This is a genomic window from Rhodococcus sp. JS3073, assembly GCF_026810085.1.
Taxonomy (GTDB): Bacteria; Actinomycetota; Actinomycetes; order Mycobacteriales; family Mycobacteriaceae; genus Rhodococcus_F; species Rhodococcus_F wratislaviensis.
In genome coordinates, this window is the sequence record NZ_CP113951.1 from 1953018 (window position 1) to 1966742 (window position 13725).

15 protein-coding genes and 1 pseudogene are annotated in these 13725 nt (G+C 67.0%); 8 read left to right on the forward strand and 8 right to left on the reverse strand.

Annotated features, from left to right (window positions below; translation table 11 throughout):
• Window position 1 precedes the first annotated feature (1 nt).
• Window positions 2-628: a response regulator gene (locus tag OYT95_RS09185; RefSeq protein ID WP_200887817.1), complete on the reverse strand. Its 627-nt coding sequence runs from the start codon at window positions 626-628 to the stop codon at window positions 2-4.
• Window positions 629-903: 275 nt separating this feature from the next.
• Between OYT95_RS09185 and OYT95_RS09190 the strand changes: the two genes are divergently transcribed.
• Together OYT95_RS09190 and OYT95_RS09195 are read left to right on the forward strand one after the other, a co-directional pair.
• Window positions 904-1380, forward strand: a complete 477-nt coding sequence (locus tag OYT95_RS09190; protein ID WP_128639535.1) for a hypothetical protein — start codon at window positions 904-906, stop codon at window positions 1378-1380.
• A gap of 53 nt (window positions 1381-1433) precedes the next feature.
• Window positions 1434-1574, forward strand: coding sequence for a hypothetical protein (locus OYT95_RS09195; RefSeq protein ID WP_162130654.1), 141 nt, complete (start codon window positions 1434-1436; stop codon window positions 1572-1574).
• Window positions 1575-1660: 86 nt separating this feature from the next.
• Here OYT95_RS09195 and OYT95_RS09200 read toward each other — a convergent pair whose 3' ends face one another.
• From OYT95_RS09200 to dnaK, 4 genes are read right to left on the reverse strand one after another with little or no spacing between them, the layout of a single operon-like run.
• The gene (locus OYT95_RS09200; protein WP_037243519.1) at window positions 1661-2068 is read right to left on the reverse strand and encodes a heat shock protein transcriptional repressor HspR; all 408 of its coding nucleotides are present in this window, start codon (window positions 2066-2068) and stop codon (window positions 1661-1663) included.
• Window positions 2068-3252, reverse strand: coding sequence for a molecular chaperone DnaJ (gene dnaJ / locus OYT95_RS09205; protein WP_005238348.1), 1185 nt, complete (start codon window positions 3250-3252; stop codon window positions 2068-2070). Before dnaJ ends, OYT95_RS09200 begins: the two co-directional genes overlap by 1 nt.
• A gap of 22 nt (window positions 3253-3274) precedes the next feature.
• Window positions 3275-3925 carry a nucleotide exchange factor GrpE gene (gene grpE, locus OYT95_RS09210; protein ID WP_037243517.1) on the reverse strand — a complete coding sequence of 217 codons (651 nt, stop codon included), beginning with the start codon at window positions 3923-3925 and terminating at the stop codon, window positions 3275-3277.
• Window positions 3922-5766 carry a molecular chaperone DnaK gene (gene dnaK / locus OYT95_RS09215; RefSeq protein WP_037243515.1) on the reverse strand — a complete coding sequence of 615 codons (1845 nt, stop codon included), beginning with the start codon at window positions 5764-5766 and terminating at the stop codon, window positions 3922-3924. The genes grpE and dnaK overlap by 4 nt, the downstream gene beginning before the upstream one ends.
• 297 nt (window positions 5767-6063) lie before the next feature.
• Between dnaK and OYT95_RS09220 the strand changes: the two genes are divergently transcribed.
• Window positions 6064-6630 carry a hypothetical protein gene (locus tag OYT95_RS09220; RefSeq protein WP_105420701.1) on the forward strand — a complete coding sequence of 189 codons (567 nt, stop codon included), beginning with the start codon at window positions 6064-6066 and terminating at the stop codon, window positions 6628-6630.
• 6 nt (window positions 6631-6636) lie between these two features.
• Here the strand turns inward: OYT95_RS09220 and OYT95_RS09225 are convergent, their stop codons facing one another.
• Both OYT95_RS09225 and OYT95_RS09230 read right to left on the reverse strand, forming a co-directional pair.
• Window positions 6637-6897, reverse strand: coding sequence for a hypothetical protein (locus OYT95_RS09225; protein WP_005238337.1), 261 nt, complete (start codon window positions 6895-6897; stop codon window positions 6637-6639).
• Window positions 6898-6966: 69 nt separating this feature from the next.
• On the reverse strand, window positions 6967-7287 hold the full coding sequence (locus OYT95_RS09230) for a hypothetical protein (RefSeq protein ID WP_268791233.1): 321 nt from the start codon (window positions 7285-7287) through the stop codon (window positions 6967-6969).
• Window positions 7288-7419: 132 nt separating this feature from the next.
• Between OYT95_RS09230 and OYT95_RS09235 the strand changes: the two genes are divergently transcribed.
• Window positions 7420-7962 (forward strand): DinB family protein, encoded by a 543-nt coding sequence (locus tag OYT95_RS09235; RefSeq protein WP_268791234.1) that lies wholly within the window; start codon window positions 7420-7422, stop codon window positions 7960-7962.
• Between the two features lie 211 nt (window positions 7963-8173).
• On the opposite strand, the gene OYT95_RS09240 is transcribed toward OYT95_RS09235, so the two are convergent.
• The gene (locus tag OYT95_RS09240) at window positions 8174-9478 is read right to left on the reverse strand and encodes an RNA-guided endonuclease InsQ/TnpB family protein (protein WP_268791235.1); all 1305 of its coding nucleotides are present in this window, start codon (window positions 9476-9478) and stop codon (window positions 8174-8176) included.
• Window positions 9479-9750: 272 nt separating this feature from the next.
• Between OYT95_RS09240 and galT the strand changes: the two genes are divergently transcribed.
• The 4 genes and pseudogenes from galT to OYT95_RS09255 all read left to right on the forward strand — a co-directional run bounded on the left by galT (window position 9751) and on the right by OYT95_RS09255 (window position 13723).
• Window positions 9751-10917 (forward strand): galactose-1-phosphate uridylyltransferase, encoded by a 1167-nt coding sequence (gene galT / locus OYT95_RS09245; RefSeq protein ID WP_128639538.1) that lies wholly within the window; start codon window positions 9751-9753, stop codon window positions 10915-10917.
• Entirely contained in the window at window positions 10914-12104 is a 1191-nt protein-coding gene (gene galK / locus OYT95_RS09250) for a galactokinase (RefSeq protein ID WP_128639539.1), read from the forward strand. Before galT ends, galK begins: the two co-directional genes overlap by 4 nt.
• 107 nt (window positions 12105-12211) lie before the next feature.
• Window positions 12212-12361 (forward strand): annotated as a pseudogene (locus OYT95_RS44660) (UDP-glucose 4-epimerase GalE); the annotation flags it as partial.
• A gap of 42 nt (window positions 12362-12403) precedes the next feature.
• Window positions 12404-13723 carry a DUF2252 domain-containing protein gene (locus OYT95_RS09255; protein WP_268791236.1) on the forward strand — a complete coding sequence of 440 codons (1320 nt, stop codon included), beginning with the start codon at window positions 12404-12406 and terminating at the stop codon, window positions 13721-13723.
• Window positions 13724-13725 lie beyond the last annotated feature (2 nt).

Genomic DNA, 13725 nt, shown 5'->3' on the forward strand with positions numbered 1-13725 from the left:
GTCACTCCAGCAAGCCGCGGCGCATCGCCTCGGCCACGGCCGCCGCGCGGTCGCTCACCCCGAGCTTCTCGTAGAGACGCTGGACATGCGTCTTGACCGTCGAGGGCGCCAGATACAGCTCACCGGCGATCGTGGGAATGCTCTGGCCGCGCGCAATGAGCGCCAGCACTTCCTTCTCCCGACCACTCAGCGCCGGCCCGACCGGTTCACTGCGACGACGCACCTCGCCGGCCAGTCCGACGGCGAGGGAGGCGGGGAGGACGTCGCGGCCCTGAGCGCAGTCCAGGACGGCTTTCACGATCTCCGCCCGGGTCGATTCCTTCGGCAGGAACCCCGCCGCCCCTTCCTGCAACGCGTGGTAGACGATCGCGGACTCGTCGTGCGCCGACAGCAGCAACACACGCGTGGTGAGTTCGGCTCGTCGCACGGCCGCCGCCACCTGGGAACCGTCCAGTTCCGGCATCCGATAGTCGAGCAATGCGACGTCGGGGGCGAGTTCGCGGATCAGGGCGAGCGCGGCCGCGCCGTCGTCCGCCTCACCGACCACCTCGATGTCGCCACTCGCGACGAGGGCACGGACGACACCGTCCCGAAAGATCGGGTGGTCGTCGCCCACCACGACCCGCACGGCGCTCACGGCGCGGTCCGATGCGAAGCGACTCCGGCGAAGTCCATTGCTCACTTTCTCACGAGACCGGGCCCGCGCGGAGCACTTCGCGGCGCCGGTGTCCCCCGATCGGTGGACACCGGATTCATCCCGCCCTCGGTCCTGTCGGTGGACAGACGACGGCGCGCATTCGCGACATAGTTGATGCACACCGGAAACGGGGAGGTCGGAAACCGAAACCCCCACGGCCCCAGACGTTCCACCCCCCGAAGCGTCAGAACTCAGGAGAAGCCATCATGCGCACCACCGCCCGCCGCCGCGTCGCACTCTTCATCGCTCTGCCCGCCACCGCAGTGGCCGTCACCGGATTCGCCATCGCAGCCGCCGGTGTCGCCACCGCGGGCACGATGCCGACGTCGGGACCCACGATCGCGATGACGATCAGCAACGACACCGATCTGCCGATGGTCCTACAGGGCTCCTCGAACCCCTACGGGCAGTGGATTCAGGCGCCGTCGGACTACCTCGCCCCGCACAGCAGCCAGATCGTGAAGGCATTCTCCAACGACCCGAACGGCGTCGAGGTCGACGCCACCTACTCGCTCCCCGGTGGTGCCCAGGCCGTGTTCCGGGCCGACAACTACAGCAACATGACCGACGTGGACGGAACTCGCGTCGACGCCAACTACGGCCACGCCTACGGCATCAGCAGCTGGATCGACTCGGGCTACCCGACCATGAACGCCGGCTACCACCTCTACGGGCACCCCTGACAGACGAACCCGACCATCCACCGAACACTCGACGAGAGCCGGAGAACATGATCATGCACGTCACCGAGACCCCCACCCCCACCGTCTCCCGCACGATGTGGACCACCGAGGAGATCAAGGCACGTCTCGAGGAGATGAATATTCCGCGTTCGCGCACCCGCCGCGGGCCCCGCTGGGGCAACCGCGACCGATAAACCGGGGGTTGGGGCCCGATGTCGCACTGGTTCACTCCGACAGGACCAGTGCGACATCGGTTCGGTTCACCCGAGAGATCGCCGGGTCAGCGCTGGTGTCGCGGCTTCCACACGACGAGCGCGTTGCTCCGCGGGATCGGCACGAGGTCGCGCCGGTAGCCGGCGTGAACCTTCGCGATCTCCTCGGCGAGCTCGCGAACCCGGTGCTGCAGAGCCTCCACCTGGTTGGTGAGTTCGATGATCCGCTTGATTCCGGCGAGGTTGACACCCTCGTCCTGGGAGAGGCGTTGCACCTCGCGCAGCAGCGCCACGTCCCGCGGCGAATATCGTCGCCCGCCACCGGACGTGCGGTGCGGGGTGACGAGACCGAGCCGGTCGTAGTTGCGCAACGTCTGCGCATGCATGCCCGCGAGTTCCGCGGCCACCGAGATCACGAAGATCTGGGCGTCCGGATCAACGGCGGTCTCCCGTGGATCCTGGGTCGTATCGCTCATCAGGCACCTGCCCACCCGGCCCTGGGATCGAATCCGCTGGCCTTCTCTGCTTCCAGATAGGTCTTGAGTGCTTCGGTTGCCGGGTCGTCGAGCTTCTGCGGAACAGCGACCTTGACCGTGACCAGCAGGTCACCAGCGCCGCCGGCACGCTTGGGAACACCTCGGCCGCGCACACGCAGAACCCGGCCGTCGGCTGTGCCCGCCGGAATCTTCACACCGACACGCCCCTCCAAGGTGGGGACGGAGACGGTGGTTCCGAGCACGAGCTCACCGTAGCTGACGGGGACGACGAGGGTGAGGTCGTCGCCGTTGCGGCCGAACACCTTGTCGGGACGCACCCGGACCGTGACGAACAGGTCGCCCGACGGCGCGCCGCGCAGGCCCGCCTCGCCCTGGCCTGCCAGCCGGATCTTCTGTCCGTCGCTGACACCCGCGGGGACGCGGACGGTGATGGTGCGGGTCCGGTTGGTGACACCGTTGCCGTGGCACACCTCGCACGGCGAGTCGATGATGGAGCCGGTACCGCGGCAGTCGTCGCACGGCTCACTGAACCCGAACGCGCCCTGGTTGCGGCTGACGATTCCGGTCCCGTTGCAGCGCGGGCAGACTCGCGGGCTGGTTCCCGGCTTGGCACCGCTGCCGTGGCAGGTGGTGCACGGCGACGGGCTGGTCAGTCGCAGCGGAACCGTGACGCCCAGTGTGGCTTCGCGGAATTCGAGAGTCGTCTCCGTCTCGACGTCGCTTCCACGACGGGGACGGTTGGTCGTGCGGGTCGCGCCGCCGCCACCGGCGCCGCGATTGAACAGGCCACCGAAGATGTCGCCGAGGCCGCCGTCACCGGCCGCCGCGCCGCCGCCACCGAACAGGTCGTTGATGTCGAATCCGCCCTGGCCGAACCCGCCGGCTCCGGGGTTGAATCCGCCGCCGCCCTGACCGAAACCGCCGCTCGCGAACAGCCGCCGGGCCTCGTCGTATTCCTTGCGCTTGGCAGGGTCCGAGAGCACGGCATGTGCTTCGCTGACGGACTTGAAACGCTCCTCGGCCTTCGTGTCACCGGGGTTCGCGTCGGGATGAAGGTCGCGGGCGAGCTTGCGGTACGCCTTCTTGATCTCGTCCGCGGATGCGTGGGACGAGACGCCCAGCTCCTTGTAGAAGTCCTTTTCGATCCACTCCCGTTGGCTCACTGGGCGTCTCCTCCTCTCGCTCTTACTCTTGTTCCGACTCGGCGGGCTTCACGGCCTCGTCGGAGGTGTTCGCGCCGGCATCGCCGGCGCGATCGATTACAGCTACCATCGCATGCCGCAGGACGCGATCACCGAATTTGTAGCCCTTTCGCATCACCGTGCCGAGAACGGGGTCGTGACCCTCACCCTCGTGCTGCACTGCCTCGTGCAGCGCCGGATCGAATGCATCGCCCTCGGCACCGAAGTCGCTCAGACCGAGCGAGGTGAGGGTGCCGGTGAGCTTGTCTGCCACACCCTTCAGCGGCCCCGAGTCGAGGTCGCCGTGGCTGCGTGCACGGTCGAGGTCGTCCAGCACCGCGATGAGCTCACCGACGACGGACGCCTTGGCGTTCGCGATGTCGGCCTGCTTGTCGCGCTGGACGCGGCGGCGGTAGTTGGCGTACTCCGCCTGCAGTCGCTGCAGGTCGGCGGTGCGCTCCGCCAACTCGTCCGTCTCCGGAGCTGCCGTCTCCGGCAGGGCCCCTTCGTCCACCGAGCCGGGCTGCGGAGCGGCAGCGGTGCCCGCGAGGGGCTCCACTACCGGCTCCGAATCCCGCGTCTGACCGGTCTCGGGGTCGATCTTCCGCTTGTCCACGAAAGTGACCGGTTCCTGCTCGGTGTTGTCGGACGTCACTTCTTCTCCGAGTCGGACGGCTCGTCCACGACCTCGGCGTCGACGACGTCGTCGGCGCCACTCGCGCCGGAGCCGTCGGTGTTGGCGGCTTCCTCAGCGGCACTGGCCTCGTAGATCGCCTGGCCGAGGGCCTGCGACTCGGTGGCCAGCTTCTCGACCGCGGTCTTGACGGCCGCGATGTCGGTGCCTGCGAGAGCGTCGTTGGCTTCCTTGATGGCAGCCTCGACCTTCTCCTTGACGTCGGCGGGCACCTTGTCCTCGTTGTCCTTGATGAACTTCTCGGTCTGGTGCACCAGCGACTCGGCCTGGTTGCGCACCTCGGCCTCCTCGCGGCGGGCCTTGTCTTCCTCGGCGTGAGCCTCGGCGTCCTTGACCATCCGCTCGATCTCTTCCTTGGACAGACCGGAGCCGTCCTGGATCTTGATCGTGTTCTCCTTGCCCGTGCCCTTGTCCTTGGCGGTCACGTGCACGATGCCGTTGGCGTCGATGTCGAAGGTGACCTCGATCTGCGGCACGCCACGCGGGGCGGGCGGCAGGTCGGCCAGCTCGAACGAGCCGAGCAGCTTGTTGTGCGAGGCGATTTCGCGCTCACCCTGGAACACCTGGATCTGCACCGAGGGCTGGTTGTCGTCAGCCGTGGTGAAGGTCTCGGAACGCTTGGTCGGGATGGTGGTGTTGCGCTCGATGAGCTTGGTCATCACGCCACCCTTGGTCTCGATGCCGAGGGACAGCGGGGTGACGTCGAGGAGCAGCACGTCCTTGACCTCGCCCTTGAGGACGCCGGCCTGCAGGGCGGCGCCGACGGCGACGACCTCGTCCGGGTTGACGCCCTTGTTGGGCTCGCGGCCACCGGTCAGCTCGCGCACCAGATCGGAGACGGCGGGCATACGGGTGGAACCACCGACGAGCACGACGTGGTCGATGTCCTTGACGGCGATGCCGCTGTCCTTGATCACGGCCTGGAACGGCGCGCGGGTGCGGTCGAGGAGATCGGACGTGATCTTCTGGAACTCGCTGCGGGACAACTGCTCGTCGAGGAACAGCGGGTTCTTGTCCGCGTCGACGGTGATGTAGGGCAGGTTGATCGAGGTGCTCTGCGAGGAGCTCAGTTCGATCTTGGCCTTCTCGGCAGCCTCACGGAGACGCTGCAGGGCCATCTTGTCCTTGGTCAGATCGATGCCGTTCTGAGCCTTGAACTTGTCGACGAGCCACGTGACGATGCGCTCGTCCCAGTCGTCACCACCGAGGTGGTTGTCGCCGGACGTGGCGCGAACCTCGACGACGCCGTCGCCGATTTCGAGCAGCGAGACGTCGAAGGTGCCGCCACCGAGGTCGAAGACCAGGATGGTCTGTTCCTTGTCACCCTTGTCGAGGCCGTAGGCCAGTGCGGCCGCGGTGGGCTCGTTGACGATGCGCAGGACGTTGAGGCCGGCGATCTGACCGGCTTCCTTGGTGGCCTGACGCTGGGCGTCCTCGAAGTACGCGGGGACGGTGATCACGGCGTCCGTGATGTCCTCACCCAGGTACGCCTCGGCGTCGCGCTTCAGCTTCATGAGCGTGCGCGCGCTGATCTCCTGGGGCGTGTACTTCTTGCCGTCGATCTCCACGTTCCAGTCGGTGCCGATGTGGCGCTTGACGGAGCGGATGGTGCGGTCGACGTTGGTGACGGCCTGGTTCTTCGCGGGTTGGCCGACCAGCACTTCACCGTTCTTGGCGAAGGCGACGATCGACGGGGTGGTGCGTGAACCTTCGGCGTTGGCGACCACTACGGGCTCGCCGCCTTCCAGCACAGACACGACCGAGTTCGTTGTACCGAGGTCGATACCGACGGCACGAGCCATAGTGTTCCTCACTTTCGTTTTGCAGTCCTGTGGGCAGGTTTTTCATTACTGAACTGCGATGTTGGCGCTTAGTGAGCGCCCTCCGCTCAAGTTTGCACTCCGACACCGTCGGGAGTCAATTCGAACTTGAGTCTTGCACGCTCATGTTGTCGTAAGGCTCAACGGAGGGATGCGGAGATTTGTTCCCGGATGCCCACATCTTTTTTCGGCGCCGTGTTTCGAGGCCTTGCTTCGGGGCCGCCGACGCGGACCCGCGCGTCGGCACGCCACGGTACGGCAGGTCGATAGGATCGCAGCGTGACGACACCCGAACAGCCGCCACGCCGGCCCGAACCGCCGCGACCCGTACCGCCGCGTCCGGAGTTCGCGGTCACCCCGCTGCGCGCCACCCCCACCGATGCCACCCCGAAGGCCGTCGCGGTGTCGCTGTCCGCCTGGGTGGGATCGTTCGTCGTTCTCGCCGGAATCGCCGGCGCCATCGCGCTCGACCTCGGCGCGGTCCGCGACGCCCTCGAGGCGTCGGTCGCCGCCGACAATCCCGGCGATTCCGCGACAGACATCACCGACACGGTGAACCTGACGCTGATCGGCAGCGGCGCCATCGCCGTCGTCCTGATCCTCCTCGGACTGCTGGGCATACAACTCCTGCGCGCCCGGAAACCGGCGGGCCAGATCACCCTCGCGGTCGTCGGCGTCCTCAGCGTCGCCGGCGGAGTGGGCCTGTGGACCCTGCTGTCCGACGCCGGTGACGCGACCGCCGGTGTGCTGCAGTGGGCGCCGCTCGCCTACAGCGCCCTCGTCGCGGTGGGAGTGCTCGCCCTGTTCGCTCCCGGTGTGTCTCCGTGGCTGCGCCGGAACCGCTGACCGGACTCACACCTGGCACGGATCGGTACTGCCGTGGAACTCCGGGTCGGGGTCGTATTCGCGGTTGGACGTACCCGAATACTCGGGATCGGGGTCGTACTCGTCGTTGGTCGTCCCCGTGAAGTCGGGGTCCGGGTCGTACTCGTCGTTGGTCGTGCCCTCGTAGGAGGAGTTGCAGGCCGGGTGGGCGGCAGCGGTCTGGGTCACGGACGCGGCGCCGAACACGAGAGCCACGGCTGCCAGTGCGGTCATCGTCGTGCGGATCATGATGATTCCTTTCATCGGTGGGCTGATCATCGGTGGGCTGGGCGGACCAGAAGAGAGAACCGAGCGGGGTCACCCGGGTGCGGGCTGGTGGGGCATCGCGGGTTCGCCCGCGCCGATCCGGCTCGACCCGGCGATATCGGTATGGCGCGTCACCGTGGGGGTACCCAAATCGGGGCCCGCAACACCCGGCGCGGGTGGCGGAATCGTCAGGACTCGCCGGAATTCCATCTGCCCGCCGGTATCGCGCTCGGCGGCGGTCGAGGCGTACGCGAACGTGCCGACTCCCGCCGTGACGGCGACGAGGACGGGCGACACCATGCCCCCGAGAACGCGAAGCCATACGCGTCGGCGGGAGGGCCGGGGTGCCGGCCCCGGAGAGTCGAAGTTCATACCGAGAATCCTTCGCGGCGCGCGCATTCCGCACATCCAGGAAGGCACCCAACTTGGACCCCGAGAAAAACCCTGAGAAGGTCTTCCTAATGAGGACCGTTTCTGACCTCAATCGCTTCTACTCTTCTTCTCATGACCACTTCGCAGAAGTCCCCCGCCACCGGTGAGCGCGCCGACATCCTCCAGATCCTGCAGGAGCAGCGAGCCACCCTGTTGATCACCGTCCGCGGCATCGACGACGACCAGGCACGGCAGCGCTCGACCGTCAGCGACCTCACGCTCGGCGGACTGATCAAGCACGTTCTGCACACGGAAAAGCATTGGGTAGAAACCATTCTCGAACCCGACGAGAACGCGGAGTTCGACATGGAGTGGGCGATGGAGAAGTACTACATGCGGGACGACGAAACCCTCACGGGACTGCTGGCAGAGTACGCCGAGGTCGCCCGCGCGACGGAGGTGGCGTTGGCCGGCCTCGACAACCTGGACGTCCTGATCCCCCTGCCCACCGCGCCCTGGGCGCCCGAGCGGCAGTGGTGGACGATCCGCCGCACCCTGCTCCACATCATCCGGGAGACCGGCCACCATTCCGGTCACGCCGACATCATCCGGGAATCCCTCGACGGCGGAAACACCACGATGCAGATGGGCGCCGACGCCGGCATGGAGTTCTGACCCACCCGGCAGAACAGACGAAAACACCTCACCGGGTTCAGGTTCCGGTGAGGTGTTCTCTTCATGCGGCATTCGAGTGTTGACTTACCTCCTGCGGTTCAACGTTTTCGCCGACTGGTGAAAACCATGGTGCCCCGCTGCGGGGGCACCGGCTACCTACCCCAGGGTTTACGGTTCCCCACCCGGGACCCAACCCACTATCAGGTGGCCCTTACCTCAAAGTGCTACTCGCCTCCCCAGCTTCTTCTTCTTGCGCGCGCCCAGAAAAAGTCGTTTTGACATCCTCCTCGACCCTGGGGTCGGGATTTTCTACCGCAGCCGGTCGGCTACCTCGGTGGGTTCCTGCTTCGCCGCGCTGCGCCGACATCGCTGCCGGTCTTACCCTCGCTCCACAGGCGTTTAGTCTCTCGGCGCGTCCCGCCGCGAGGATATTCTTGGCTGCATTGTGGTCTCGGTCGTGGACGGAGCCACATCCGCAAGTCCACGCGCGGACGTTCAGTGGCTTCCTCTCGCCGACAGTCCCACACGTCGAACACATCCTGGTTGACGGAAACCACCGATCAATACGATGGAATGTGCGTCCATAACGGATCGCCTTGTACTCGAGCATCGACGCGAAAGCTGACCAGCCGGCGTCGTGAACTGACTTCGCCAACCGCGTGCGAGCGAGACCGTTCACGGCCAAATTCTCCATATATACCGCTTGGTTATCGCGGATGATGCTGGTCGAAGTCTGGTGATGAAAGTCCCTGCGTGCATCGGCGACCCTGGCGTGCAAGCGAGCGACCTTACGAACCGCCTTTCGTCGGTTGTTGGATCCTTTCTGTTTTCTCGCCACCTCTCGCTGGGCTCTTGCGATCCTGCATTCGGCGCGGCGGAGCAGGCGGGGGTTCTCGACAACTGTGCCGTCCGAAAGCACCGCAAATGCGGTCAACCCAAGGTCGATACCGACTTCTGATTCCACCTCGGGCAGCCGTTCATCGGCGTGCTGCACGACAAAGGAGGCAAAATACCGGCCAGAGGCGTCCTTGATGATCGTCATCGATGACGGCTCTGTGGGCAGCTCCCGTGACAACTTGATCTCGACCTTGCCGATCTTCGGTAGCGACAACTTCCCACCGTCACAGATCTTGAACCCGGCATTGCGTGTGAAACGAATCGACTGGCGGTTGTCTTTCCGCGACCGAAATCGCGGTGGAGCAAACTTTCGGCCCTTTCTCGTCCCGTTGAGACTCGCAAAGAAGTTGCGGTATCCGGCATTCAGGTCTGCTAGCGCCTGTTGCAACACCACGGAAGACACCTCGCACAGCCATGCACGTTCGGGTGTCTTCTTGGCCTCGGTAATGATGCGACGCGACAGTTGCCCGTCAGTCGGAAACGGCAGCCCGGCTTCGTGCGCATCGATTCGAGCGCGAAGTGCATCGTTGAAGACCACACGAGCGCAGCCGAACGCCCGCGCCAGCGCGAGCTGCTGACCCGGGGTCGGATAAAGCCGGAACTTGTAGCGCAATTGCACCCGGTGAGTGTGACATCCCGGTCCGACAAATAATCGACTCGAGATATGAACAACTTCATCCGCGTCCAACTCGCGATGATCGAAAAGTTGCAAAATTGTTCATTTGTGTTGACTTTCGAAGGGCAGAGGACAGAATCGGATCTGGACTCACCGAACATCCCAGTGAGCAAACCTCGGGCTGCACGCGTGGCCCGGGACAGCAGTCCTGTACGGAATCCGTCCCACCATTCCCGGTGGGCTGGTGACACGGGAGAACCGGGAAGGACCCACCGATGACCGTGCGTGACGAACAGGATGCGCTGGAGACCGGGACGCGGCTCCGGATGCGCAAGACCCGGACGACCCTTGCGGACGGCCGCGAACTGATCTACTTCGACGACTCCGAGCCGTACGTGTCGGGTGGCGCCACCCGCGAGCTGGTGGATTCACGGCCGCTGCCGCCGGCGGTGTCGCAGTCGCAGATGCGGTTCGACGTGCTCACCGGGGAATGGGTGGTCATCGCTGCCCAGCGGATGGACCGCACGTTCCTGCCGCCGCCGGACGCGTCGCCGCTCGCCCCGAGCGTGCCGGGCAAGGCGCCCACGGAGATTCCGGCCGACGACTACGACGTGGTGGTGTTCGAGAACCGTTTCCCGTCGCTGGCGACGGCCGCCGCCGAGCAGGACCTCCCGGACTGCGTCGACGGAGAAGCGTTGTGGCCGTTGGCACCGGGAGCGGGCAGGTGCGAGGTCGTGTGCTTCACCAGCAACCCCGATGCCGCCTTCGCCACCCTGAGCGTCGACCGGGTCCGCACCGTCGTCGACGTCTGGGCCGACCGCACCGCCGAACTGTCGGCGCTGCCGGGGGTCCGGCAGGTGTTCTGCTTCGAGAACCGGGGCAAGGAAATCGGCGTCACCCTGACCCATCCACACGGGCAGATCTACGCCTACCCGTACCTGCCGCCCCGCACCGACGCGCTGATCCGGCGCTCCCGCGAGCACTTCGAGAGCACCGGGCGGCTGCTGCTCGCCGACGTCCTCGACGCCGAAACACGATCCGGCAGGCGCGTGGTCCTGACCGCCAAACACTGGACCGCGTACGTTCCCGCCGCCTCGCGCTGGCCGCTGGAGGTGCATCTCGCACCGCACCGCGACGTCCGTGACCTCACCGAACTGTCCGAAGACGAGCGGGACGAACTCGCCCACGTCTATCTCGAACTGCTGCGGCGGGTCGACCGGTTTTTCGAGGGTGTCGCTGCCGTGCCCTACATCGCTGCGTGGCACCAGGCGCCCGTCGGCGAGGACCGCCCGCTCGGACGCCTGCACCTGCAACTGTTCTCGATGATGCGGTCGCCGGGCCGGATGAAGTACCTGGCGGGATCCGAGTCCGGGGTGGGGGCGTGGGTCAACGACACCACCCCCGAGCGCATCGCCGACCGGCTGCGGGAGGTGGCGTCGTGAATGGTGCGCAGTGGGTCACCCCCGTCGACGCCGCCGCGGTCGCCGCCCCTGCGGAGGCGTTGTTCCTCAGCACGTTCGGCGGCGCCGCGGACGGCGTCTGGACGGCACCCGGCCGGGTCAACCTCATCGGTGAGCACATCGACTACGCCGGCGGACTGGTCCTGCCGTTCGCGCTCCCCTACGTGACCGTCGTCGCCGTCCGTGTGCGGGGCGACGGGATCCTGCACGCCGTGTCCACGCACACCGGCGAGTCCTGGCGCGGTCCGCTCGACGACGTCGCCCCGGGCCACCCGGCCGGCTGGACCGCGTACGTCGCCGGGGTGGTGTGGGCGCTACACCGGTCCGGACACCTCACGGCAGGAACCGGTTTCGACGTCGCAGTGCATTCGACGGTCCCCGTCGGCTCCGGGCTGTCGAGTTCGGCCGCGCTCGAGTGCGCCTTCGCTCTCGCCGCCGCCGACCTCGCCGGCCTGCCCACGGACGACGCCGGCCGCCGCCCGCTGATCACCGCGTCCATCCGCGCGGAGAACGAGATCGCCGGCGCGTCCACCGGCGGGATGGACCAGTCGGTCGCGATGCTCGCCCGCCCCGGCCACGCCCTGCTCCTCGACTGCCGGGACGGCGCCACCCGCCACGTTCCGCTCGACTTCGACTCCGCCGACGCCCGACTGGTCGTCATCGACACCAACGCGCCGCACCGGCTGGTCGACGGCCAGTACGGCAACCGGCGCGCCACCATCGAGAAGGCCTGCGCCGACCTCGGCGTCGCCACCCTGCGCGACGTCGCCGACCCCGACGCCGCCGTCGCGGGGCTGAGCTCCCCGGCAGCGCAGCGGGTCCGGCACGTGCTCGGCGAGATCCGTCGCGTCCAAGAGGTCGCCGACCTGCTCGACCGCCGCCGGATCGCCGACATCGGCGACGCCCTGAACCGCTCGCACGCCTCGTTGCGCGACGACTACGAGGTCAGCTCCGTCGAACTCGACTCCGCCGTCGACGCCGCCCTCGAGGCCGGCGCCTGGGGTGCGCGGATGACCGGCGGCGGCTTCGGCGGCTCCGCGATCGCCCTCGTACCCGCCGACCGGGTCGACGGCGTCGTCGAGAACGTCGCCCGACGCGCCGGCACCGCGTCCCTCCCCGTCCCCCAGTTCCTGCACGCCGAGCCGTCGGGCTCGGCACACCGACTCTGAGATCCCCACGACCAGGTGGAGGCGATGACCATGGGCGACCACGACCAGGTGGAGGACATGACCATGGGCGACCGCGTGGCCGTCATGAAAGCGGGCATCCTGCAGCAGCGGTCCTCGTCGCGTCCGGCGCACGTGTGCAGGCCGAACTGGGCTGGCGACCGAGACACACGGACCTCGATGCGATCGTGGCCGATGCGTGGACGTATCTGCAGTCGCTGGGCGCGCAAGAACGCTACCGTGGTGCAGTGCGGTCGTGACGAGGCGTGCGGCGCCCCGTCGACCGCGAGAAGGAGGCTGGTGTGGACGTCGCCGATTCCACGAGGCAGGGTCGGATCGTGGAGGTCCTCGTCGAGGCCTTTGCCGATCTGATGGAGGCGGACCCGAGCGCGTTTCGCACGAAGTTCCGGAAGATGGCCGCCGATCCGTTCGCCTTCTACCGGGGCAGCGCCTGCCTCTTCTACGACGATCTGCGTGACTTCGACGATCCGTGGGCGGACGAGCGCACCGGCCGAGTGTGGATTCACGGCGATCTGCACCTGGAAAATTTCGGCACGTACATGAACTCGGAAGGCACCCTCGTCTTCGACGTCAACGACTTCGACGAGGCGTACGTGGGGCCGTTCAGCTGGGATCTTCGCCGGTTCGTCGCGAGTCTCGCACTGATGGGCTGGCAGAAGGCCCTCCCCGAGAGCGATGTCCGGGCGCTGGCCGACACCTATCTGCGCAATTACGTCGAGCACGTCCTGCATTACGTGCAGCGGGAGGCGGACGAGGCGTATGCGCTGCGCCTGGACAATTCGCGCGGCGCCATCCAGGACCTGCTGCTGAGCGCGCGTCTCGCCACCCGGGTGGACCTGCTCGAGTCCGTCACGGTGATCGAGGACTACGACCGGCGTTTCCGGCGGGGCCGCGGAGTCCGCGAACTCGACGAGGAGGAACGCACGACCGTCTGCGAGGCGCTGGACACGTACATCGAGAGGGTGCCCCGCAGCAAGCGATCCGCGCGACCGGTGTTCTACCGGGTCAAGGACGTGGTCGGGCGGAAGGGCTTCGGGATCGGCAGCGCCGGCCTCCCGGCGTACAACGTGCTCATCGAAGGGGCGACCCAGGCACTCGAGAACGACATCGTGCTCTCCCTCAAGCAGGGCAATGTCGCCGCGCCGAGCCGTGTCGTCGACGAACCGCGTGTCCGCGACTACTTCGAGCACGAAGGCCACCGCACGGTGGTGAGTCAGCGGGCTCTGCAGGTTCACACCGATCCGCTGCTCGGCTACACGGAGATCGGTGACACCGGTTTCGTGGTCGCCGAACTCTCCCCGTACGAACTGGACCTCGACTGGTCGGACCTCACCGAACCGGAGGACATCGCACCGGTGCTCGAGGACCTCGGCCGGGCGACGGCGAAGGTGCATTGCGTCTCCGACGAGGACAGCGATCAGACCCTGGTCACGTTCCAGACCGAGGAGGCCATCCAGAGCGTCGTCGACGGCAGGCTGGACGAGTTCGTCGGCGAAATCGTCGACTTCGGCATCGCGTACGCCGAGGTGAGCCGCAAGGATCACCAGCTGTTCGTGAACGCGTTCCGGGAGGGCGAGATCGGGGGCGTGTCCGCGACCTAGCC

Excerpts from the sequence above, each read along its gene's own strand:
- OYT95_RS09235 (WP_268791234.1), top strand. The coding sequence starts at position 7,420 with ATGACCACTTCGCAGAAGTCCCCCGCCACCGGTGAGCGCGCCGACATC.
- OYT95_RS09200 (WP_037243519.1), bottom strand. The coding sequence starts at position 2,068 with ATGAGCGATACGACCCAGGATCCACGGGAGACCGCCGTTGATCCGGAC.
- OYT95_RS09195 (WP_162130654.1), top strand. The coding sequence starts at position 1,434 with ATGCACGTCACCGAGACCCCCACCCCCACCGTCTCCCGCACGATGTGG.
- dnaK (WP_037243515.1), bottom strand. The coding sequence starts at position 5,766 with ATGGCTCGTGCCGTCGGTATCGACCTCGGTACAACGAACTCGGTCGTG.
- OYT95_RS09190 (WP_128639535.1), top strand. The coding sequence starts at position 904 with ATGCGCACCACCGCCCGCCGCCGCGTCGCACTCTTCATCGCTCTGCCC.
- galT (WP_128639538.1), top strand. The coding sequence starts at position 9,751 with ATGACCGTGCGTGACGAACAGGATGCGCTGGAGACCGGGACGCGGCTC.
- OYT95_RS09225 (WP_005238337.1), bottom strand. The coding sequence starts at position 6,897 with ATGATCCGCACGACGATGACCGCACTGGCAGCCGTGGCTCTCGTGTTC.
- OYT95_RS09230 (WP_268791233.1), bottom strand. The coding sequence starts at position 7,287 with ATGAACTTCGACTCTCCGGGGCCGGCACCCCGGCCCTCCCGCCGACGC.